The 22197-nt window shown below is 34.3% G+C and carries 26 protein-coding genes; 2 read left to right on the top strand and 24 right to left on the bottom strand.

Annotated features, from left to right (window positions below; genetic code table 11):
- A partial coding sequence (locus SA378_RS06335) for a FeoB small GTPase domain-containing protein (RefSeq protein WP_318525137.1) occupies positions 1 to 1065 on the bottom strand: 1065 nt, incomplete at its 3' end.
- 89 nt (positions 1066 to 1154) lie between these two features.
- Positions 1155 to 1394 (bottom strand): FeoA family protein, encoded by a 240-nt coding sequence (locus SA378_RS06340; protein ID WP_318525138.1) that lies wholly within the window; start codon positions 1392 to 1394, stop codon positions 1155 to 1157.
- Between the two features lie 158 nt (positions 1395 to 1552).
- Between SA378_RS06340 and SA378_RS06345 the strand changes: the two genes are divergently transcribed.
- Complete coding sequence (locus SA378_RS06345; protein ID WP_318525139.1) at positions 1553 to 2038, top strand: metal-dependent transcriptional regulator; 486 nt, start codon at positions 1553 to 1555, stop codon at positions 2036 to 2038.
- A gap of 188 nt (positions 2039 to 2226) precedes the next feature.
- Here SA378_RS06345 and SA378_RS06350 read toward each other — a convergent pair whose 3' ends face one another.
- The 21 genes from SA378_RS06350 to SA378_RS06450 all read right to left on the bottom strand — a co-directional run bounded on the left by SA378_RS06350 (position 2227) and on the right by SA378_RS06450 (position 21080).
- Positions 2227 to 2919 (bottom strand): V-type ATP synthase subunit D, encoded by a 693-nt coding sequence (locus SA378_RS06350; RefSeq protein ID WP_318525140.1) that lies wholly within the window; start codon positions 2917 to 2919, stop codon positions 2227 to 2229.
- Positions 2920 to 2936: 17 nt separating this feature from the next.
- Positions 2937 to 4313 (bottom strand): V-type ATP synthase subunit B, encoded by a 1377-nt coding sequence (locus SA378_RS06355; RefSeq protein ID WP_318525141.1) that lies wholly within the window; start codon positions 4311 to 4313, stop codon positions 2937 to 2939.
- A 1-nt stretch (position 4314) separates the two neighbouring features.
- The gene (locus SA378_RS06360; RefSeq protein ID WP_318525142.1) at positions 4315 to 6087 is read right to left on the bottom strand and encodes a V-type ATP synthase subunit A; all 1773 of its coding nucleotides are present in this window, start codon (positions 6085 to 6087) and stop codon (positions 4315 to 4317) included.
- Between the two features lie 36 nt (positions 6088 to 6123).
- Complete coding sequence (locus tag SA378_RS06365) at positions 6124 to 6444, bottom strand: V-type ATP synthase subunit F (protein WP_318525143.1); 321 nt, start codon at positions 6442 to 6444, stop codon at positions 6124 to 6126.
- The gene (locus SA378_RS06370) at positions 6437 to 7444 is read right to left on the bottom strand and encodes a V-type ATP synthase subunit C (RefSeq protein ID WP_318525144.1); all 1008 of its coding nucleotides are present in this window, start codon (positions 7442 to 7444) and stop codon (positions 6437 to 6439) included. Before SA378_RS06370 ends, SA378_RS06365 begins: the two co-directional genes overlap by 8 nt.
- Positions 7445 to 7471: 27 nt before the next feature.
- Positions 7472 to 8053: a V-type ATP synthase subunit E gene (locus tag SA378_RS06375; RefSeq protein ID WP_318525145.1), complete on the bottom strand. Its 582-nt coding sequence runs from the start codon at positions 8051 to 8053 to the stop codon at positions 7472 to 7474.
- A 47-nt stretch (positions 8054 to 8100) separates the two neighbouring features.
- A complete protein-coding gene (locus SA378_RS06380) occupies positions 8101 to 8583 on the bottom strand; it encodes a V-type ATP synthase subunit K (protein WP_318525146.1) in 483 nt (160 codons plus the stop codon).
- A gap of 12 nt (positions 8584 to 8595) precedes the next feature.
- Positions 8596 to 10566, bottom strand: coding sequence for a V-type ATP synthase subunit I (locus SA378_RS06385; RefSeq protein ID WP_318525147.1), 1971 nt, complete (start codon positions 10564 to 10566; stop codon positions 8596 to 8598).
- Positions 10553 to 10879, bottom strand: a complete 327-nt coding sequence (locus SA378_RS06390) for a hypothetical protein (RefSeq protein WP_318525148.1) — start codon at positions 10877 to 10879, stop codon at positions 10553 to 10555. Before SA378_RS06390 ends, SA378_RS06385 begins: the two co-directional genes overlap by 14 nt.
- A 204-nt stretch (positions 10880 to 11083) precedes the next feature.
- Positions 11084 to 11485, bottom strand: a complete 402-nt coding sequence (locus SA378_RS06395; RefSeq protein ID WP_318525149.1) for a helix-turn-helix domain-containing protein — start codon at positions 11483 to 11485, stop codon at positions 11084 to 11086.
- 321 nt (positions 11486 to 11806) lie between these two features.
- Positions 11807 to 12232 (bottom strand): 3-hydroxyacyl-ACP dehydratase FabZ, encoded by a 426-nt coding sequence (gene fabZ, locus SA378_RS06400; RefSeq protein WP_318525150.1) that lies wholly within the window; start codon positions 12230 to 12232, stop codon positions 11807 to 11809.
- Between the two features lie 10 nt (positions 12233 to 12242).
- Positions 12243 to 13481, bottom strand: coding sequence for a beta-ketoacyl-ACP synthase II (gene fabF, locus SA378_RS06405; RefSeq protein ID WP_318525151.1), 1239 nt, complete (start codon positions 13479 to 13481; stop codon positions 12243 to 12245).
- Positions 13482 to 13520: 39 nt separating this feature from the next.
- Complete coding sequence (gene fabG / locus SA378_RS06410) at positions 13521 to 14252, bottom strand: 3-oxoacyl-[acyl-carrier-protein] reductase (RefSeq protein ID WP_318525152.1); 732 nt, start codon at positions 14250 to 14252, stop codon at positions 13521 to 13523.
- A gap of 41 nt (positions 14253 to 14293) precedes the next feature.
- Positions 14294 to 15235 (bottom strand): ACP S-malonyltransferase, encoded by a 942-nt coding sequence (gene fabD / locus SA378_RS06415; RefSeq protein WP_318525153.1) that lies wholly within the window; start codon positions 15233 to 15235, stop codon positions 14294 to 14296.
- Positions 15228 to 16187, bottom strand: a complete 960-nt coding sequence (gene fabK / locus SA378_RS06420; protein ID WP_318525154.1) for an enoyl-[acyl-carrier-protein] reductase FabK — start codon at positions 16185 to 16187, stop codon at positions 15228 to 15230. Before fabK ends, fabD begins: the two co-directional genes overlap by 8 nt.
- A gap of 96 nt (positions 16188 to 16283) precedes the next feature.
- Complete coding sequence (gene acpP / locus SA378_RS06425; protein ID WP_318525155.1) at positions 16284 to 16526, bottom strand: acyl carrier protein; 243 nt, start codon at positions 16524 to 16526, stop codon at positions 16284 to 16286.
- Between the two features lie 349 nt (positions 16527 to 16875).
- Positions 16876 to 17991, bottom strand: a complete 1116-nt coding sequence (gene wecB, locus SA378_RS06430; protein ID WP_318525162.1) for a non-hydrolyzing UDP-N-acetylglucosamine 2-epimerase — start codon at positions 17989 to 17991, stop codon at positions 16876 to 16878.
- Between the two features lie 20 nt (positions 17992 to 18011).
- Positions 18012 to 19040 carry an MraY family glycosyltransferase gene (locus SA378_RS06435; RefSeq protein ID WP_318525156.1) on the bottom strand — a complete coding sequence of 343 codons (1029 nt, stop codon included), beginning with the start codon at positions 19038 to 19040 and terminating at the stop codon, positions 18012 to 18014.
- A gap of 2 nt (positions 19041 to 19042) precedes the next feature.
- On the bottom strand, positions 19043 to 19498 hold the full coding sequence (gene rpiB / locus SA378_RS06440; protein ID WP_318525157.1) for a ribose 5-phosphate isomerase B: 456 nt from the start codon (positions 19496 to 19498) through the stop codon (positions 19043 to 19045).
- 32 nt (positions 19499 to 19530) lie between these two features.
- Entirely contained in the window at positions 19531 to 20013 is a 483-nt protein-coding gene (locus SA378_RS06445; protein ID WP_318525158.1) for a low molecular weight protein arginine phosphatase, read from the bottom strand.
- A gap of 8 nt (positions 20014 to 20021) precedes the next feature.
- Positions 20022 to 21080 carry an L-threonylcarbamoyladenylate synthase gene (locus SA378_RS06450; protein ID WP_318525159.1) on the bottom strand — a complete coding sequence of 353 codons (1059 nt, stop codon included), beginning with the start codon at positions 21078 to 21080 and terminating at the stop codon, positions 20022 to 20024.
- Between the two features lie 177 nt (positions 21081 to 21257).
- Here SA378_RS06450 and SA378_RS06455 point away from each other — a divergent pair, with 177 nt between their 5' ends.
- Positions 21258 to 21995 (top strand): ZIP family metal transporter, encoded by a 738-nt coding sequence (locus SA378_RS06455; RefSeq protein ID WP_318525160.1) that lies wholly within the window; start codon positions 21258 to 21260, stop codon positions 21993 to 21995.
- On the opposite strand, the gene SA378_RS06460 is transcribed toward SA378_RS06455, so the two are convergent.
- A partial coding sequence (locus SA378_RS06460; protein ID WP_318525161.1) for a DUF3343 domain-containing protein occupies positions 21996 to 22197 on the bottom strand: 202 nt, incomplete at its 5' end. It lies immediately after the preceding gene.

A 22197-nucleotide genomic window follows, 5' to 3' on the forward strand; every position in this document is an offset into this window, starting at 1 on the left:
TTCAATATGAAAAAGAAAATTTGCGAGGAGTTCTGATGGATAATTTGCTCCTGTAATAGTTATCCAAAAAATTACGCACAAAAGTCCTAACATGATAGGAATACCAAATGTTTTAGAAGCAAGTATGCTGTCAATTTTTCGGTCTGTGCTGTTGTATTTGTCATTTTCCAAAGTAACTGATTTGCTGAAAATTTTTTCTGCTTTAAATACCAGATGAGAAACAATTTTGTCACAAAAGATTTCGTGGTTTATTCCCTTTGATAGCATCATTTCTTTAGCTTCGTTCAATTTATTGAGTACGTTCATGTCATTTGCCAAATCGACATTAATGTATTTTTCTATGGATTTTATCAAAGTTGAATCACCGTCAAGAAGCTTTAATGCAACCCAGCGGCTGTTCAGCTTATCTCCTAAAATTTTTTTAATAGGTGTTTCAAGAATATCAATTGCTTCTTCAATAGTATCATCATAAATAATTATCAAAGGAGAGGTTAGTGTTTTTTTGCCTGTAACATCATTTACTGCATCCATCAAATCTTCCAAGCCTTCTCCATTTCTTGCGCTAGTTCCTATAACTGGCACTCCGAGCTGATTTGACAACTCTTTTAAATCAATCCTTATTCTTTTTCTTTTAGCTTCATCTAATAAGTTTAAACAAACAACAGCATTAGGCGTAATCTCAAGAGTTTGCAAAACAAGATTCAAGTTTCTTTCAAGGCATGTTGCATCTGTTACTATTACTGTAGCATCAGGATTTCCAAACAAAATAAAATCTCTCGCCACCTCTTCTTCAGCTGAGTTTGCCATTAATGAATAAGTACCTGGAATGTCAACCAAAATAAAATCTTTATCCCTGTGTTTGTACCTCCCTTGTGCATTTGTGACAGTCTTACCAGGCCAGTTGCCTGTATGCTGGTTCATACCTGTCAAGCTATTAAAAACCGTGCTTTTCCCCACATTTGGGTTTCCTGCAAGCGCTATAACTTTATCATCAAGGTTCATGCGTTCAATTCTAAACTCACTTTCTAATATGGACGAACCTGTTGACTGGTTTGTTAAGCCCATTTTTATTACCCCCTCATTTATGAATAATTTACTTAAATGAATATAAACCATGTGCAGTAGATCATTGCACATGGAAGTATATGAATTATCTAAAGAGATTCAACAATTACTTTAGAAGCCTCTTCAGAACGAAGAGCAATAACCGCTCCTCGAATATTGTATGCAACAGGATCCCCTGAGGGACTTTTTTGCAATGCTTCAACTACAGTATCTAAAGCAAGCCCCAAATCAAGCATTCTTCTCCTTGCAGTTCCTTCAGATGTAAGCATTTTTACTTTTGCTTTTTGCCCTAATGGCAGAAAATTTAGCGAAATAAATTCCTCTTTCAAAATTGACCTCCACAAAAATTGACTATATGTTTTTTCACTTTTATTATAAGTTGAGAATAAAACTTTTTCCCTACACTAACATATGAATAATAAAATAAATTGTTACGCATATACATTAATAATAAGAAAATTCTGGCGAATTTAAGGATGATGTAAAAATGGAAAACAAACAATTTCACACAGTACGCGGATATCAGCTTATAGATCAAAATAAAAAACTTTTAACTTCAGCTATGGAAGATTATCTTGAGATGATATACAGAAGTGTTGAAAAAAACGGATATCTTCGTATTAACAAGCTCGCGGAATTATTAAATGTCAAAGATTCGTCTGCTTCTAAAATGGTGCAGAAACTTGGAACAATGGGATTACTTAAATATGAAAAATACGGCATCATAGTTTTATCAGATAGAGGCAAAGAAGTTGGGGAATTTCTTCTGGAACGTCATAGGATTATCGAAAATTTTTTAAAATTATTAGGGTGCGAAGATGATGTGTTAATACAGACAGAATTGATTGAACATAACATTAACAACAGTACCGTAGAAAAACTAGAAATATTATATAATTTTTTTACAGAAAACAAAGAAATATCTGATATTTACAAAAATTATAAAACAAACAAAATAACCAACACAACCTAGAATAATAAAAAAACACCAGCTAAAAAGGCCACTGAAAAACCATACTTTATTTGCGTGTCATTCTAAGGCGTAGCCGAAGAATCTCATGTTTTCAATAAAGATAAGATTCTTCGCTATCGCTCAGGATGACATAAATGTACTTTTTCAGTAGTCTGCTAAAAACTGGTGCTAATATTTTAATATCTCAATTACTTTGAACAGTATTCATCAAAAGAAGCCTTTGTCTTTTCTTGCTTTTCTTCAATCGCTGCCTTAACCATCATGTCCTTGACCTTCATCAGCCTTGTTTGATTTCCTCTTTCATTTTCATCAAGCTTCATTTGAATGTACTTGATGGTTTCCTGGAATTGAGGAATCATAACATATTCAAGAGCATTTACTCTTCTTCTTGTCTTTTCTATTTCTGCAGCAAGCAGCTGTACCTCTTTTTCTACTGCGGCTAATTTAAGCATTTCAGGGAAAATTTCTGATAAATTTTCAATTGCATTATCAAGTTCTGCTGAAGTATTGGCAAATCCATATGGATAAATATTTGATGTATCATCTGTAGTTGTTTTAAAATCAAATACAGGAACATCAACACTCATTACATTTTTATTGCCTACTTCAATTGATACTCCCTGCTTAGGATACATCAATGCTTCATCTAAAACCTCTGAAGACATTACCGCACTGGCTATTACAAAATTGGAATAAACATCTCCAATATGTGCTTCGACTTGCTCTCTTAAAACCTTATTTTCTCTGGCAAGCTCCAAAAATTGTTTCATAAGCTCATCACGTTTATCTTTCAGCATCTTATGACCCTTTACAGCCACTTTTAAACGCTTTTTCAGAGAGGTTAATACCATTCTGGTCGGATTTACATTTAACCTTGCCATGCGTTTTCCCCCCTCATCTATTCATTTATCGGATAATATTTTTCTATATAAGCATCTCTTATACGTTTTAATTCACTCTTTGGAAGAAGAGTCAGCAAATCCCAACCTATTGATAAAGTTTCTTCAATAGTCCTGTTTTTCTCATATCCCTGAGATACATATTTCTTTTCGAACTCATCAGCAAACTTAGCATAAAATTTATCTGTGTCGGAAAGAGCAGCTTCACCAAGTATAGCCATAAGTTCTTTTGCTTCCTTACCTCTTGCATAAGCTGCAAAAAGCTGATTCAATAAATCCGCATGATCTTCTCTTGTTTTTCCTTTGCCTATACCTTTATCTTTCAAACGTGATAATGAAGGAAGAACATCAATTGGAGGTTTAATATTTTTTCTGTACAATTCACGAGAAAGAATAATTTGTCCTTCTGTAATGTATCCTGTCAAGTCTGGAATAGGATGTGTTTTATCATCTTCAGGCATTGTAAGAATAGGAATCATTGTTATTGATCCTTCAGTATCTCTTTTTCTTCCAGCTCTTTCATAAATGCTTGCCAAGTCAGTATATAAATAACCAGGATATCCACGTCTTCCCGGAACTTCCTTACGCGCTGCTGAAACTTCACGAAGAGCTTCTGCATAATTTGTTATATCTGTAAGAATTACAAGAACATGCATTCCCTTTTCAAATGCTAGAAATTCTGCTGCAGTAAGAGCCATACGCGGAGTTGAAATACGCTCTATAGCAGGATCGTCAGCAAGATTCATGAACAATACTGTTCTGTCAATTGCTCCTGTTTTTCTAAAATCAGAAATGAAGAAATCCGCTTCCTCATATGTGATACCTATTGCAGCGAAAACAACTGCAAACTTTGAATCAGTTCCTAAAACCCTGGATTGACGTGCAATTTGTGCAGCAAGATCCGCATGAAGCAAACCTGAGCCTGAGAATATAGGCAATTTCTGACCTCTTACCAGTGTATTCAATCCATCTATTGCTGAAACTCCTGTTTGTATAAATTCATCAGGATAGTCTCTTGCTGAAGGATTCATTGGCAGACCGCTTATATCCATTCTCTTTTCGGGTATTATTTCAGGACCATTGTCAATAGGTCTTCCAAGTCCATCAAATACACGTCCAAGCATATCGTATGATACAGCTAATTCCATACCTCTTCCAAGAAATTTAACTTTGCTCTCTGCAAGGTTTATTCCTGCTGAACTTTCAAATAATTGCACCAATGCATTGCTGCCGTTTATTTCAAGAACTCTGCAGCTTCTTGTTTCTCCACTTGGAAGTTCAATCACTCCCAGTTCATCATATGCTACATTTTCAACATTTTTAACAAGCATTAAAGGTCCTGCTACCTCAGAAATAGTTTTATATTCTCTAATCATGCTATTCAACCTCCTTGCTTGCTACAAGAGCTGACATTTCAGTTTCAATTTGATTTTTGATATTATCAAATGCTTCCTGTATGTCTTTTTCTTCAGTATATTTAAATCTTCCTATTTTTTCTTTTACAGCAAGATCTGCAAGAGCTTTAAAGTCAGCTCCTTCATCTAATGCTTTTATTCCATCATTGTAATATTTCAAAATAAGCGTAAGCAGCTTATGTTGCTTTTCAAGTGATGTATACGTATCAACTTCATGGAACGCATTTTGATGCAAATAATCTTCTCTTATGGAACGAGTTGCTTCAAGCTTTAATCTGTCGCCAACGGACAATGAATCAACTCCGACCAACTGAACTATTTCATTTAATTCTGCTTCTTCCTGTAAAAGCTTCATCGTTTCAGAACGCATATCTGACCAGTTTTTAGCTACATTTTCATCAAACCACTTGCTAAGTCTGTCAACATACAATGAGTAGCTGCTAAGCCAGTTAATTGCAGGGAAGTGACGTCTGTATGCAAGCTGTGCATCAAGTGCCCAGAATACTTTTACAATACGAAGCGTTGCTTGAGAAACAGGTTCAGAAATATCTCCACCAGGAGGTGATACTGCTCCTATGGCAGAAAGTGTTCCTTCTCTTCCTTCTGTTCCTAAGCTTATTACTCTTCCTGCTCTTTCATAAAATTGAGCAAGACGTGATGCAAGGTATGCAGGGTATCCTTCTTCACCAGGCATTTCTTCAAGACGTCCTGACATTTCACGGAGTGCTTCAGCCCAACGTGAAGTGGAGTCTGCCATTAAAGCAACTGAATAACCCATGTCTCTGAAATACTCAGCAATTGTAATACCTGTATAAATACTTGCTTCACGAGCAGCAACAGGCATATCAGATGTGTTAGCAATTAATACAGTACGTTTCATCAGTGATTCCCCTGTTCTTGGGTCTTTCAATTCAGGGAATTCCATAAGTACGTCTGTCATTTCATTGCCACGTTCACCGCAACCTATATATACAACTATTTCAGCATCTGCCCATTTTGCAAGCTGATGCTGAACAACTGTTTTACCGCTTCCAAATGGTCCCGGAACAGCTGCAACACCACCCTTAGAAATAGGGAACAGCGTATCAATAACTCTTTGTCCAGTAACAAGAGGTCTTTCAGGAACTAATTTTTCCTTATATGGACGCCCTTTTCTTACTGGCCATTTTTGCATCATTGTTAAATTAACAGTTTCACCGTTATCCTTTTTAACAACACATACAGTTTCTTCAACTGTGTAGCTTCCACTTTTTATTTCTGTAATTGTACCGCTGATGCCGTAAGGTACCATTATTTTTTGCTGTACAACAATAGTTTCTTGTACTGTACCTATTATGTCCCCTGTTTGTACTTTATCTCCTGCTTTTGCAACAGGCACAAAATCCCATTTCTTTTCTCTGTTAAGAGATGGTACACTTATTCCTCTTGCTATGTTAGGTCCTGCTATCCTCCTGATTTCTTCAAGAGGACGCTGGATTCCATCATATATTGTTTCAATAAGACCAGGTCCAAGTTCAACTGACAATTGAGCTCCTGTTGTTACAACCGGAGCACCTGGAGCTAACCCTGCTGTTTCTTCATATACCTGTATAGATGCCATTTCACCACGCATCTCTATTATTTCACCTATCAAACCTTGTTCGCTTACACGTACAACGTCGTACATGTCTGCTTCTTTCATACCCTCTGCAATAACAAGCGGACCGGATATTTTTACTACTCTACCTTGGCTCATTAAAAAAATCACCTGCTTTCATTTTATATACATTAATTAGTCGTTGTTAAACAATATGTCAGCACCAACTGCCCTTTCAACTGCCTTTTTAATATTCTGCACTCCGATGCCGAGAGTACCCTTCATACCAGGAATCGGTATAATGGCCGGCAGACGCATTTCATTGTATTCATTAACAGTATCCTTGATTTCAGCATAAAGGTGTTCCATTATATAAATTATTGCATAATCCGCCTTTGCAATTTCCCGAAGTGTAAGCTTTGCTTCTTCCTTTGTTGCACATCCGAAAGCATCTAAACCCACAGCCTTGAAACCCAGGACACTTTGTTTATCTCCTATAACACCAATCTTATACATAAGTATCTCTCAACCTTTCTCTCAAAAGTTCAGGCGAGATGCCTGCAAGTTTGCCTGCCATAATAATTCTTGCAATCTTAATTTCATTGTCTTTTGCAATTAGATAACTTGCAAGAGGTTCAATACCAAATGGAACATATTTGGAATTTTTAATATGTTTAACAAGTTTGTTGTCCAGAAGCTTTTCCATTGTTATGAACTTTCCAGTTTCTTCAAGGGCATTTGTCCCCTCAATAAATACTTCCTTAAAATCATATGCTGTAAGCTGATCTGCAAATTTTTCAAAAGGCTCGTCATAATTTTTGAAAAAAAACTGTTCATTAATATTTCCGCCATCTAAAAATACTTTGCTGAAAAAATCTCTTGGCTTATTGATTTTCTTTAGTCTGACAAAAGTTTTTAAATTGATTGTATCAATCTGCATTTTTATATAGCCTATCATAAAACTGCTTCCAGTTTTTTCAGCTGATTCAAGCATTTCATCATAGCAATATTTATCAAAAATAATATCTATTATTTGCGGATCATTAGTTTTTGGAAAAGTATCAATTACTTCTTTTAAAGCCCTCCCCATATTTTCAGTGAGAAGATTGAAGTCTCTTTCCTTCACAGAATATTTAAGAACTTTCAAATTGATGCTGCCAGTATCAACCATCGAATCAGAAGCATCAATTCCCAAATATTCCGATTTCATGATTACCTTCAAGTTGTGATAATCATATGGATACAAAAACATATTGAAGAAATTCAAATCGGGAGCAATAGATGTAATGAAGTCATATGCTTTTTTATGCTCATCACTCAAAAGTTTTTCATAATCATCAGGGTCAACAATTTCATTACATGTTCCATAATTTAGGTCATACAATACCCTTATGGCATCTTCCGTAGTTTTTGCATCTATCATTTTTTCTGCTTTCTCACGGGTAAGCATGTTCTTTTCAGCACTTCTAACCCTTGCAGTAGAAAACAGATAGTCGGTATCCTTTATCTTTGCCAAAGCCATTCCTCCTTTCAAGCAGGAAAATTATTTAAAAAGCGCATTTGCAACTTCATTAGTAAGTTCATCCTTCATGGAATCCAATATGGTCTCAAAGGTGCTGTTTATTTCAATGTTTCCATTTTTTAGCACAAAACCTCCGCTTGCTTGAACAGTGTTTTTACTCAATGAAATTTTCTCAGCCTTCAGCTTTTCGTTGACAGCCTTTACTAACTTTTCGCCAATTCTTTCTCTGTCTGTTTCATTTAAAATTATTATTCCTTCACAGTTTGGAATTTTCGCAATTTCATCTGCCAGATAACTTAAATATCGCTCCTCTGGCATTGTTTTTAGTTTCGTAAGGGCTGCTTCAAAACCTTTTTTGATTGATTCCTGCTTTGCACTCAACAGCATTTTTCTCTTTTGGAGCTCTGCTGCAGAAATTTTTCTGTTCTTTAAATTTTCAGCTTCTATAATGGCTTCCTCAGCAATTGTTTTTTTTATTGCTTCTGCTTCATTCATAGCATTCTTTATAATATCTTGCTTAGTTTTCTCAGCATTTACTAGAGAACTTTCAGCAATGTTTTTTGCATCATCTAAAATACTTAATGTAATATTATCAATGCTCATTTCTTCACATCCTTATTTATAAATTTAGATACTTTGGTATAACTCAATTAAATTATAATGCCATTGATTATAAGGAATGAAATAAGCAAAGCCAATACTGCATATGTTTCAACCATTGCTGCATAAACCATAGCTTTAGCTATTTGTTCAGGTTTTTTTGAAATCAGCATAATACCTGATGCACATACTTTACCCTGGTGAATAGCAGAAACTATGCCTACTATGCCTATAGGAAGAGAGGCTGCAAAAAAGTATCCTCCTTGAGCAGCTGTCAATGCAGCCATACTTCCGCTTAAAAAACCTATTTTATTCAAAATTATGAAAGCTATCAATAAACCATAAATACCTTGAGTTCCTGGAAGAGCCTGTAAAATCAGTGTTGATCCAAATTTCTTAGGATCCTCAGCCACAACTCCTGATGCAGCTGAACCAGCATATCCAATTCCTATCGCACTACCGCAGCCAGCCAAGGCTGCTATAGCAGCACCTAAGATAGCTAAAAAATTTCCAGTTGTTAAAAGTTGTTCCATTAAAATTTCCTCCTAATTGATTTTAATATATTTTGTTTTTTTAGTAAAAGGATTGAAAGCATCTCCCCCGCCTTCATAAAATTTACCGAAAAATTCTACATACTGAAGTCTCGCTGCATGGACAAATGTTCCAAGTCCATTGATAGCAAAGTTGAACGTGTGACCAAATATCATTACTACAATAAGCAAGATAGAACCAAAAATTCCGTCGCCTCCCAATGAACCAAGCACACTTATTACTGAAGAAATAACTCCGGTTGCAAGTCCTAATGCCAACAGTCTTGAATATGAAAGTACATCGCTTAAATAACTTGTTACATTGTATAAGCTCAGTACACCACTTAATAATCTTGAAAAAATACCCTTCTTTGAACGACCTTGAGTTAAAACCAACCCTAATGCAAATACTATAGTCATCCATTTTCCTATTAAACCTAATCCTAGCATTATAGTATTTCCAAAAAGCCACATTGCAATTCCTATAATAAATCCATACCAAAATCCTATGTCAAACAGAGCATCGAGGGCATAACCATCACGAATGAGCATATATGCCTTTAAACCCATACCGAAAAACAAATGAATTATCCCAAATATAAATGAAGCAATTAATAACACCATTGGTTCTTCTATAGGATTGATCCAAATTGGCTTTATAACAAAATCCGTATGGAACATAACCTTTGCAATTGCAGTGAAAGCATCTCCAAACCAGCTTCCGAACATCACTCCCCAAAATATTGTGGATAAGCCGCAATAAAAAAACATATTCAACATTTTTCGAAGGGTTCCCTCAATTGCAAACTTTTTTAATACCACAAAACATACAACAGACATGATTATGCCATAGCCTACATCTGCTAGCATAAGTCCGAAGAATATGAAGTAAAAAGGAGCCATAAACGGGGTAGCATCAATGTTTGATGCCGAAGGAAGACTGTACAACTCTGTAACTGACTCAAATGGCTGAGAAAAAGAATTGTTTTTTATTGCTATAGGAGTTTCTTCTCCTTTTTCCGGTACTGTAATTTCATACCAGCACTGATGTTTATTCAATATTAGCAAAACTTGTTCCTTGCTTTCTTCAGGTATCCATCCTGCAATATAAAATGTAGTTTCAGTTTTCAGCATATTGCTTAATATTTTCTTTTTATCCCTTTCAATTACAAGATGATCATGGAATAATTGCATTTCTTCTTTGAACTTTACATATTCCGCGATGCTTTTTTCAATCGTTTCTTTTTTTACAGCTATATCTTTTAATTTATTTTCATATTGCGCGATATTTTCAACAGTAGTACCTGTCAAATTTTTAAAAAGTACCAAATTGAAACCATACTGCTTCAAAATGTCATTTACTTCTTCTTTTTCCTTTGTCAAACAAATTATTGATATATAATGCTGGTCCTTATCGCTACCAACAATATTCATAAAATAGTTATCTGTTTTTTTGTCTAAATCAACCTTAAGTTTTTCAATATCAGCAATTGTTGGAACCACACCCGTAAGTATGCTTGTATACCTAGTATCCGAAAGCTCAAGAGGCATCTCATAACCCTTCCATGGATTTAAACTAAGTATGGCTGTCTGAATTTTATTCTCCTCAGAAACAAACTCACATAGGGATTTGTTCAATTTTAGTACAATAGCTACGTTTTCCTCAGCTTTATCATTGTTCAGCAGTGCAGCTTCATACTCCTTCGACGATATAGACTTTCTTGTTACAAATAATGGTTTTTTTCTGACATCATATTTTTCAATACTGTTTAACACTTCATTAATTCTAGATATTCTCACATCATAGTTTGAAACTTCATTTTCATTGCCGTCTTTTTTAATATACGGCATCCAATCCTGATCGCTAAGTTTTGAATCCTGGGCACTTATTTCCACAACTCCAGAATCCATAAGTTCTTTTATTAACGATGATTTTATGCTGTTTAGACCTATAATGCTTATTCTGTTCATCTTAACTATTGCCACTGGCCTTCACTATCCTTTCCAGTATAATCGAAGCTGCATCATCCATATGTTTGTCTGCATTCTTCAAAATGTCTTCACACTCTTTTGCAGCATCACTGACAATGCTGTCATAAAAAAGCTGACTCTGGGCTTCTGCCTCTTTAAGAACTTCCGCTCTTTTAGCATAAGCATCTTCTTTTGCCTCATCTACAATTTTTGTTACTTCAGCATTAGCATTGGTAATAATTTGTTTTGATTGCTGAACAGCTTCTTTTTTAATAACTTCAGCTTTTTCTTCTGCATCCTTTATTACCTTGATAATTTCAATAGACAATATACCACCACCTCTATTATAATATTTTCAAAAACCAATACATTTGTTTTCTAATATAACAATCATTTAAATTGATACATTTCATATAGAATATCCCTATTAAAACTATACGTCCAAGAAAACTATTTCACTAGTATATTTGCAAAGTGCAGTTTTAGCAAGTACGCACTTTTTTGTAATATAGTATCTAAAAAGATACTTTAATTATGATATTTCTTTATTATTATCCTTATAACCAAGTTCCAAATATTCTGCACCAAATCCATGCATCATTTCAAGAATAGGAATAATTTTCTCTCCAAGATCAGTTAGTCCATATTCAACTTTTGGTGGAACAACCGGATAAACATGTCTAAATATAAGATGATCTTCTTCCAAACCTCTTAACTGCTGAGTAAGCATTTTTGGCGTAACATCAGGAAGCCTTTTTTTAATATCATTAAACCTTAATACTTTACCGCTTAAATACCATAATATCATTATTTTTCTTTTACCAGAAAGCAACTGCTGAACCAAAACCATCGGGCAAACTTTATACCTTAAACATTTTTCTCTCATATAGCATGTATTATGCATTTCATTTTCACTAAAAAATTTATCGTCCATATTACCACCCCATTATTATATTTAAATATCTTTTTGGATACTATAGTTCAATTAAGCATGTACATATTTATTGAACATGTACATTATAGCATAGAACCTAGATATTAAAAAGAATAAAATTACATATAATAAATAAACAATCGTTTTCACTAGTATTAAAACAACATCCTAGAGAATAGTAAGACTGTACTTTAATCTATTGAGAAATGAAATACACTAAAGAATCATAATATCACTATAAATAAAAAAATGTGCCATGATATATTATAACACATTTTTCTATAATGGGGAATTTTTTTTTGTGAAAAAAACGACATATTTTTATTCAACAGCAAATATAAGTTCAGCTTCTACTGCAATTTCATCATCAACATATGCTGTTGCGCTTCCAATTCCAAAATTTGCTTTTAGTTTTGTTATTTTTACAAAAAGTTTTAAAGTATCACCCGGACATACTTTCTTTTTAAACTTTGCACTTTTAATTCCTCCGAAATAAACTGTCTTATTTTTAAATTTATCCAGAGATAAAATAGCGACAGCTCCTGTCTGAGCCAACGCTTCTATAATTAAAACACCAGGCATCACAGGATTTCCAGGGAAATGTCCCTGGAAAAACTGCTCATTAATTGTTACATTTTTTATACCCACAGCCATTTCGCCTTCTTGAAGCTCAACGATTTTATCAATCAACAACATGGGAAATCTGTGTGGAATTATTTTTTGTATTTCGCTCGAATTATATTCCATAATATTTGCCTTAATTTCCTTTGTATTTTTTAATTACTAAGGCTGCATTATGACCACCAAATCCAAAAGCATTAGATAATGCATAATCAAATTCTTTTGAAATTCCTTCATTAGGTACAAAATTTAAACCCAATTCCGGATCAGTAACCTGGTGATTAATTGTTGCTGGTATATAACTGTCTTCAAGTGCTTTTGCACAAACTATTGCTTCAACAGCTCCGGCAGCACCTAACAAATGTCCTGTCATGGACTTAGTAGAACTTATAGGTACATTTTTCGCATTTTCTTTAAAAATATTCTTAATAGCTTGTGTTTCAAATTTATCATTATATATTGTACTTGTTCCATGTGCATTAATATAGCCAATATCTTCAGGCTCAATACCTGCATCATTGATAGCATTCAACATAGCTTTTGAAGCTCCTTCTGAGCTTGGATCAGGACTTGTCATATGGTAAGCATCACGTGTTGCACCATATCCTACTAGCTCTGCATATATTTCCGCTCCTCTGTTGACAGCATGGTCATAATCTTCAAGCACCATTATTCCTGCTCCTTCACCCATAACAAAACCGTTTCTTTCCTTGTCAAAAGGTATTGATGCTCTATTCACATCTGTTGTTGTTGAAAGTGTAGTCAATGCGGTAAAACCTGCTATAGAGCATGGAGTTATAGCGGCTTCGCTACCCCCTGCAATCATAACATCACATATTCCATCTTGTATTCTCTTATAAGATTCACCAATTGCATTAGCACCTGTTGCACAAGCTGTAACTGTACATATATTAACAGCTTTTGCCTTATATTTTACTGCAATTAGTCCTGATGCAATGTTAGATAGCATCATAGGTATAAAAAATGTTGAAATTTTACCAGGACCTTTAGCGAGCAATTTTTCATGTTCAGTTTCAATGGTATGAATACCGCCAACCGCACTTCCAACAATTACACCAAATCTGTCACTGTCAACTTTTTCGATGTCTAATCCGGAATTTTTAACAGCTATATCTGCTGCAGCAACTGCAAACTGGCTATATCTATCCTGTCTTTTGGATTCTTTTTTATCCATGTATAACGCAGGATCAAAATCTTTTACTTCTGCTGCTAATTTAACGCTGAAATCTGTTGTATCAAAAGATTCTATAGGACTGATTCCACATTTTCCTTTTTTAACATTTTCCCAAAATTCTGTGCCTGAACCAATAGGACTAATAACGCCTATTCCTGTTATTACAACTCTTCTTTTCATTTTTCCTCCAAATATTATCATAAATAGAATAATTATTCTTTACATATAGTATCCGCCGTTTATCGACAATACTTGACCCGTAATATACGACGCTTTATCCGATATTAAAAATTCAACAGCATCTGCAATATCACTTGGGCGACCTAATCTTTGCAAAGGTATATTTTTTATCATTTCATTTCTTATATCTTCTGGAATTTTATCAGTCATTTCAGTTTGTATAAATCCTGGAGCTATGGCATTTACTAATACATTTTTTTTACCTAACTCCTTTGCAATGGATTTTGTCATACCAATTACACCTGCTTTTGAAGCAGCATAATTTACCTGACCTGCATTTCCTGACAAACCTACCACAGATGATATATTTACAATTCTGCCATGTTTTTGTTTTATCATTCTTTTAGCTATATGTTTACAACAATTAAATGTTCCTTTTAAATTAGTATCTATAACCTCATCAAATTCATCCTCAGTCATTAGAGGAAGAATATTGTCTTTTGTTATTCCTGCATTATTTATTAAAACATCAACTGTTCCAAAATTATCATATGCTTCATCAATTAATTTTTTAGCATCACCGTAATTAGATATGTCACATTTAACTGTTATATTTATAGTTTCTTTATTAACAAAATTATTTATTAACTCCTCCATTGAGCTAGTATTGCTTCTGTAATTCAAAACAAGGTTGTATCCAAGTTCATTCAGTTTTAATGCAATTGCTGCTCCAATTCCTTTGGAAGCTCCTGTTATAATAGCAGTTTTCATAATTTTCCTTTCTAATGATATTGTATTGCTTAAAATATCCGTTAAATATAAGACAATTGTATGAATTCTTCGAGGTTTGCAATATTTTCTATGTTTATTGACTTAACATTTTTATCGATTTTCTTTATAAAACTAGATAATGTCTTGCCAGGTCCTATTTCCACAAATGTATTTACACCGTCTGCTATCATTTTCCTTACACATGCTTCCCACCTCACCGGATTGTACACTTGTCTTTCCAACTTGTCGGAAATAGAAGTATCACTTATGTAATACTCTGAGTCAACATTTGAAATAACGTCACAGGAAGGCTTTTTAAATATAATCTTATTTAAATCTTCTTTTAATTTCAATCCTGCAGGTTTTAACATTGAAGTGTGAAACGGCGCACTCACTTGAAGTTTAACGGCTCTTTTAATGTTAAATTCTTTTGTTTCCTGAATTGCATTTTCAATGGCACTGCTTTTGCCACCAACGACAATTTGACCGGGGCAGTTGAAATTTGCAGGTTCTAACAAACCAAATCTATACGTAACATTCTTGCAAAAAGCAATCGCGTCTTCATCTGAGCATCCTAGAAGTGCAAGCATTCCACCTTCACCTACAGGTACCGCATTTTGCATATAATTTCCTCTGTTGTAAACAAGTTTAACTGCAGTTTCAAAATCCATGGCATTTGCTGCAGTTAATGCTGAATATTCTCCAAGACTTAATCCTCCCATTATAACAGATTCAGTCTTAGTATTTTTCTTAAGCACTTCATAAATCGCCATGCACACTGTCAATAAAGCAGGCTGTGTTATTTTAGTAATGCTCAAATCTGCATCAGGACCTTCAAAACACAACTTTGCAATATCAAAACCTAAAGCTTCATTTGCTCTTTGAAAAATTTCTTTGCTTTCCTTAAAATTGTCATAAAACTCTTTTCCCATTCCTGCATATTGGGCACCTTGCCCTGGAAATACAAAAGCTGTCTTATTCATTGCTGCCTCCTGAAATAAATGAACTTAAGTTATTCATAATACTTTCCGCTTCATTAAACATTTCTGTGATAATTTCTTTGCAGCTCTGTTCTTTGTTTACCAAACCTGCAATTTGTCCTGACATAACAGAACCATAATCTACATCACCTTCAACAGCTGCTTTGTAAAGTCTGCCTCTTCCCAGCTGTTCCATTTCTTCAACTGAGCCGTTGTTCTTTTCTATTTCTTTAAATTGATTAACAAGTTTGTTTTTCAAAACTCTAACCGGATGTCCTGTTTTTCTGCCTGTAACAGCTGTATCTGTATCGTTGGCTTTAATTACTTTATCTTTGTAATTTCGGTGAACATTGCATTCTTTTGCCAATAAAAACCTTGTTCCTATTTGAACTCCCTGAGCTCCCAAGCTTAATGCTGCTGCAATTCCTCTTCCATCACCGATCCCACCCGCTGCAATAACAGGAATTTTAACTGCGTCAACAACCTGGGGTGTAAGACACATAGTTGTTATTTCCCCCACATGTCCACCGGATTCTGTTCCTTCGCATATTATAGCATCTGCCCCTGCTTTTTCCAGATGTTTTGCATAAGCAACTGACGGTACGACAGGAATAACCTTTATTCCCTGCTCTTTCCAAAGTTTCATGAACTTTCCCGGATTTCCTGCTCCAGTAATAATAACCGGCACTTTTTCTTCAATAAGCAGCTTGCTCACTTCTTCTGCATATGGACTTAAAAGCATAACATTAACACCAAAGGGTTTATCGGTTAATGCTTTTATTTTCCGTATTTCACTTATGATTGATTCCAGTGTGTTGTTGCCTGAAGCAATTACACCCAATCCTCCTGCTTCCGATACTGCAGCAGCTAATCCCGCATCAGATATTTGCGCCATACCGCCCTGAAAAATGGGATACTTTATGTTCAACAGGCTGCATAAAATTGTATTAATCATATAGACTCCTCAACATATTCTTCTCTAATTATACATTTCTTTTAATCTTACTCTACATATGAGAAAACGCCCTGCAGGCGTCTTCTAATTATTGCTTTAATTATTTTTGTCTGTAACGTAGTTAACTATATCTCCAACTGTAACAAGTTTACCATAATCTTCTTCATCGATTGTAGTATCAAGTTCATCTTCAATTTTGCTAATTAGTTCAAATAAATCCAGTGAATCTGCTCCCAAATCATCTTTTATTTTACTTTCAAGCTTTATATTTTCTTCTTCTACGTCTAATTCCTCTACTAAAATTGCCTTAACTTTTTCTAAAATCATTGTTTCCTCCATAAATTTGATGTTTTGAATATCTATTCTTTTGACTTTATTATTTATTCTTGTTCGAATATTTTGATATTCGAAGTATAATATAAAAAAAATAATTTGTCAATATATTTTTTGTATGCCCTAACCCCATTTTTTAGAGTATTTTTTCTAAAAAATGGATGGTAGGTCAACCGCAACGAGTTCCCAATTTATGTGAACGATAGTGAATAAATAAATTGGTGAACGAGACTGTGTATGCCCTGTCATCCTGAGCGATAGCGAAGGATCTCATCACTTAACTGCGCACAGATCCTTCACCATCGTTCAGGATGACACAAATGGACTTTTTTAATAATTTAAGGCCAACCTTATTTTACATCATCATCTTTTCCTTAATAGCTTCTATTATATGTTCTGCAGCTCTTCCGTCTCCATATGGGTTAACGGCATATGCCATGCTTTTATATTCTTCTTCATTGTTTAAGAGCAAATCAAGATCATTATAAATTACTTCTCTTTTTGTTCCTGCAAGCTTAGCTGTTCCAGCTTCAATTCCTTCCGGTCTTTCAGTTTCTTTTCTTACAACAAGAACAGGCTTTCCCAGAGACGGAGCTTCTTCCTGCACCCCTCCCGAATCAGTTACAACAAGGTAGCACTTAGACATCAAATTTGTAAAAGGAAGGTAGTCCAGCGGTTCAATTAAATGTACACTATTCATGTCTTTAAAAATATTTCTTGCTATTTCTCTTACCTTTGGATTTAAATGCATTGGATATATTACTTCAACGTCTTTATTTTTTTCAGCTATTTCTCTTACAGCATTAAAAATATTCTCCATAGGTTCACCAATATTCTCTCTTCTGTGAGCTGTCAATAATATCACTTTTTTATTTTCAAAATCTATATTGTTCAGTATTTCATCTTCAAATTTATAATTTTTATCAATTACCCAGCTCAATGCATCTATTGAAGTATTTCCTGTTATAAATATTTTACTTTCATCGTATCCTTCTCGCAAAAGGTTATTTTTAGATGTAGTTGTAGGAGCAAAATGAAAATCAGTTAAAACACCTGTAAGCATTCTGTTTGCTTCCTCAGGATATGGAGAATATAAATTTCCGCTTCTTAAGCCTGCTTCAACATGACCAATTTTCACCTGATGGTAAAAAGCTGCAAGAGCACCTGAAAATACTGTTGTTGTATCTCCTTGTACCAAAATTAAATCAGGTTTAAATTCTTCAATTACCCCTTCTAATCCCGTCAAAGCCCTGCATGTTATTTGTGTGAGAGTCTGACCGCTTTGAAATATATTTAAGTCATAATCAGGTTCAATATCAAAAATCCTTAAAACCTGATCAAGCATATCCCTGTGTTGAGCTGTAACACATATTTTAGAAATAAAATGTTCTTGGTCATTTTTAAGAGCTTTTACAATCGGCGCCATTTTTACGGCTTCTGGTCGTGTTCCAAAAACAACAAGCACTTTAATTTTATTCATCATAACCTCCGTTATTGTTCTTTTCTTTTAAATAACCCTACTTTTCTCGCAAAGTAAAATACTGCAATTACTACTACTGTTGCCACAACAATTCCGATAAAAGGATCTGCATCAGCTATGATTACAGCAACGATTCCTAGCACCATGCTTATAAAATACATCACTAAGACTGTCTGCCTTTGATTAAGTCCAATTTTCATGAGTTTGTGATGAAGGTGATCCTTGTCTGCTTGCATTATAGGTTTTTTATTAATATATCTTCTGATAATTGCAAAAGTTGTATCAAAAATCGGCAACCCAAGTGCAAATACTGGAACTGCCAAAGCAACAGCTGCAACACTTTTTACCATGCCAGAAACAGATGTGACAGCAAGCATGTATCCAAGCAAAAGAGAACCTGTATCTCCCATGAAAATTTTAGCAGGATTAAAGTTAAATGGCAAAAATCCAAGAGAAGCTCCTGCAATTATTGCATATTGCATCATTATAAAATCATGTCCTAATGTTGCTGCCGTAAACAATAAAGTTGTCGCAGCAATACTTGCAACACCTGAAGCAAGTCCATCCAAACCATCTATTAAATTGATTGTATTTGTAATTCCTACTATCCAAAACAATGATATAGGAATAGATAACCATGAAAGTAGATAACTCATTCCAGTTGCTGAAAGGGGATTTGAAATAAAATGTATTTGAACTCCTCCTTTAATTGCAACCGCTGCCGCTATTATCTGCATCAGCATTTTAACTTTTGCAGGCATGCCATACATATCGTCCACGATTCCAGTGAGAACTATAATTGTAGCTCCTGCCATAATAAATAATTTTGTTGTTGTATTAGGCATGTATACGAACATACATGCAATTATTGAAACATATATTGCTAACCCACCAAAGTATGGTATTGGTTTTTTATGAATTTTTCTCGGATCTTTTGGAATATCAAGAGCTCCAACCTTAATCGCAAGCCTCCTTGCCAGTGGGGTCATTATAAACGATATAATTACAGCGGAAATAAAAGCTATAAAATAACTAGTCATCTCTATTCCTCTTCTTTATAGTTTTTTTCTATTTCCATTAGTTTTTTTACTCTGACTTCATGTCTTCCACCTTCAAAAGCTGTTGAAAGCCATACATCAACTATGTCTAAAGCAACTCCATGTCCAATTACACGGTTTCCCATAGCAAGCATATTTGCATCATTATGCATTCTGGACATTTTTGCCATATATTCATTGGTACACAAAGCACATCTTATCCCTTTTACTTTATTAGCAGCTAAGGATATTCCTATTCCGGTTCCGCAAATTACTATACCCTTGTCAGCTTCATTTTTAGCTACAATTTCTGCAGCATTTTTGCCATAATCAGGATAATCAACAGAATTTGTATTATACACTCCTATATCATTTACGTCATATCCATTTTTTATTAAATGTTCTTTAACTGCTTCTTTTAATTCAAATCCTCCATGATCACATGCAAGCACTATTTTCATCTTTCCTCCAATTTACTATAGGTTGAGTATCACTAATCCATAGTTATCTTATTTATATTTATTATAATTTTTTCAAGTTCTGATTTTATTTCTTCCATACTTCGTTCATACACATTATAATCCATTCCAAATGGGTCATCAATGTCAAAATTGTATTCAACATTTTCTTCATTAAATGTACTAGAAAATTCTTTTAAAGTAAATACTTTTTTAGAAGCTTTTGGCGCATACCTTTGTATGGCCATTTTATGATTATATGTCATAGTTAAAATTAAATCCGAAGCTTCTATTATATTATCAGTAAGCTGTCTTGCCTTGTGGCTTGTTATATCAATACCTTGACTTTTCAAAACGCTTATAGCTTTTTCATTGGCTTTTTCTCCTTCACACGCGCTTATTCCAGCCGATGATATATTAATATTTTCAATATTTTTATTTTTAAGCAAATATTTAAAAATACCTTCTGCCATGCTGCTTCTGCAGGTATTTCCGGTGCAAACAAATAAAATATTCATATTCCGCCTCACACAGTTACTGTTTTGTTGGAAGCTTTTCCTAATCTGTTCATTATTGCTTTTCCAAGTCCATTTTCGTCAACTGCTTCTGCAAGTATAATATCCATACCCATATGATCAAAATTTCTTAAGTCTTTAAACAAATTAGACGAAATAGTGATAGGGTTTGTTCTGTCTCCGCAGCAAATTGTAGTTTTACCTACATAATATTTTTCTGTCTGCACAGTGGACATTATGCCTACTTTGTTTCCTTCTGAAGCGAGCTGTTCATAATCCTCATTTATTTTACATGCTATATTTTCTTCTGTTCCTTTATATAATATTACTGTAGCTTTTGGATGATAATGCCTGTACTTTTGACCGGGAGATTTCGGAACAATTTTTTCGTCGCTTCTTATAATTGCAGGATCATAATCACACTCTCCAAGAACACTTACAATGTCTTCTTTTGTTATTCCGCCCGGTCTTAATATCATCGGTATTTCAGCTGTCATGTCTACAACTGAAGATTCCACACCTATGTAAGTGCTTCCTCCGTCAATAATCATGTCAACTTTGCCCATGAGGTCTTCAATGACATGAGAAGCTTCTGTGGGACTTGGTTTGCCTGATGTATTTGCGCTTGGTGCTGCTATTGGTTTTTTGCTCGCTTTAATTAGAGCAAGAGCAATTTTATTTTCAGGAAGCCTTATTGCTGCTGTATCCAGTCCTGCTGTTATTTTATCTGATAAAATATCCTTTTTATACAATACCATAGTGAGAGGTCCAGGCCAGTATTTTTCAGCTAAAATTTTTGCACTTTCAGGAATTTCTTTTGCCAAACCGTACAATTCATCAAATTCCGCGATATGTACAATTAATGGATTATCTTGCGGTCTTCCTTTAGCTTTGAATATTTTATCAACTGCTTCATCATTTAACGCATCCGCACCTATTCCATAGACTGTTTCTGTGGGAAATACAACTATGCCGCCGTTATTTATAATATCTGCAGCTTCCTTAATAATATTATAATCTATATTGTCAGGATCCATTTTTACTATTTTTGTATTTATTTCCTTTTCCATTTGTGCTTCCTTTTTATTAATTTTATACACAACAAAATGAATAAATTTCGTTCTACAATTTTTTATTATATACTACATTAACTTTATGTACAAGAACTTACTTCTTAATAAATATTTAATTTCTGAAAACATTATATTTGCATATATATTACTAAGATAACTAAATAGGAGGAACTTTTGGATATAATTTATTATTTTATTGTAGGATTTATAATAGGCGGAATCGGCACTTGCATAGGAGGCATAATATCCGTTTTAATAAAAAAGCCAAGCGACAAAACAGTATCCGGACTGCTTAGCTTTGCAGCAGGCATAATGCTTGCTATAATAGCTTTTGACCTTATGCCGGAAGCATATGAAATAGGTGGATTTTTTATAGTGACGCTAGGTCTTGTCATCGGCTTGATTGCAGTATTTTTTGCTGAAGAAATGATACCGGCTAATAAATTAACTAAGTATAAAGGGAAAAAATTAAATTATATAAAAATGAGCTTCATAATAATCATAAGTCTCAGCCTTCATAATTTTCCTGAAGGAGTAGCGATAGGATCAAGTTCAGTATATTCAGAAAATTTAGGCATAAAAATAGGAATATTAATTGCTGCTCACAATATTCCTGAAGGCATGAGTGCCGGCGTTCCCCTTGTTATGGCAGGAGCTTCCCCTTTATCCGTTATACTTTTAACTTTACTTACGGGACTCCCCACTGCATTTGGTGCTGTTTTTGGAGCCGCTCTTGGAGGCATATCTGAATATTTCATTGCTTTTTGCCTTTCTGCAGCTGCAAGCAGCATGCTTTATGTATCTGCAAACCAGTTGCTTCCCGAAGCAAATATATTGCATAAAGGAAAAAGCAGTGCTGTTTCTCTTTTGATAGGTTTTATATGCGGGTGCTATTTATCATATGCAATATAGCTAAATATCCATATAAATATTGTCATAAATCAAGCTGTTATTAGCAATAATTGTTTTTAAATTGTCTATATCTTCCTTGAAAAATCTTATGCACAGACCGCAACTTGAACTTATGCTTCTTGGAACTGGTATTATTTTATATTGTATATTATAGTTTTTTAATGCTGCTTCAACTTTCATTGCGTATGAAACAGATTTGAAA

This window comes from Sedimentibacter sp. (genome assembly GCF_033447055.1).
Classification (GTDB): Bacteria; Bacillota; Clostridia; order Tissierellales; family Sedimentibacteraceae; genus Sedimentibacter.

Coding starts and splice junctions, on each gene's coding strand:
- SA378_RS06345 (WP_318525139.1), top strand. CDS start 1,553: ATGGAAAACAAACAATTTCACACAGTACGCGGATATCAGCTTATAGAT.
- SA378_RS06350 (WP_318525140.1), bottom strand. CDS start 2,919: ATGGCAAGGTTAAATGTAAATCCGACCAGAATGGTATTAACCTCTCTG.
- SA378_RS06355 (WP_318525141.1), bottom strand. CDS start 4,313: ATGATTAGAGAATATAAAACTATTTCTGAGGTAGCAGGACCTTTAATG.
- SA378_RS06360 (WP_318525142.1), bottom strand. CDS start 6,087: ATGAGCCAAGGTAGAGTAGTAAAAATATCCGGTCCGCTTGTTATTGCA.
- SA378_RS06365 (WP_318525143.1), bottom strand. CDS start 6,444: ATGTATAAGATTGGTGTTATAGGAGATAAACAAAGTGTCCTGGGTTTC.
- SA378_RS06375 (WP_318525145.1), bottom strand. CDS start 8,053: ATGAGCATTGATAATATTACATTAAGTATTTTAGATGATGCAAAAAAC.
- SA378_RS06380 (WP_318525146.1), bottom strand. CDS start 8,583: ATGGAACAACTTTTAACAACTGGAAATTTTTTAGCTATCTTAGGTGCT.
- SA378_RS06395 (WP_318525149.1), bottom strand. CDS start 11,485: ATGGACGATAAATTTTTTAGTGAAAATGAAATGCATAATACATGCTAT.
- fabZ (WP_318525150.1), bottom strand. CDS start 12,232: ATGGAATATAATTCGAGCGAAATACAAAAAATAATTCCACACAGATTT.
- fabF (WP_318525151.1), bottom strand. CDS start 13,481: ATGAAAAGAAGAGTTGTAATAACAGGAATAGGCGTTATTAGTCCTATT.
- fabG (WP_318525152.1), bottom strand. CDS start 14,252: ATGAAAACTGCTATTATAACAGGAGCTTCCAAAGGAATTGGAGCAGCA.
- fabD (WP_318525153.1), bottom strand. CDS start 15,235: ATGAATAAGACAGCTTTTGTATTTCCAGGGCAAGGTGCCCAATATGCA.
- fabK (WP_318525154.1), bottom strand. CDS start 16,187: ATGATTAATACAATTTTATGCAGCCTGTTGAACATAAAGTATCCCATT.
- acpP (WP_318525155.1), bottom strand. CDS start 16,526: ATGGAGGAAACAATGATTTTAGAAAAAGTTAAGGCAATTTTAGTAGAG.
- SA378_RS06435 (WP_318525156.1), bottom strand. CDS start 19,040: ATGACTAGTTATTTTATAGCTTTTATTTCCGCTGTAATTATATCGTTT.
- rpiB (WP_318525157.1), bottom strand. CDS start 19,498: ATGAAAATAGTGCTTGCATGTGATCATGGAGGATTTGAATTAAAAGAA.
- SA378_RS06445 (WP_318525158.1), bottom strand. CDS start 20,013: ATGAATATTTTATTTGTTTGCACCGGAAATACCTGCAGAAGCAGCATG.
- SA378_RS06450 (WP_318525159.1), bottom strand. CDS start 21,080: ATGGAAAAGGAAATAAATACAAAAATAGTAAAAATGGATCCTGACAAT.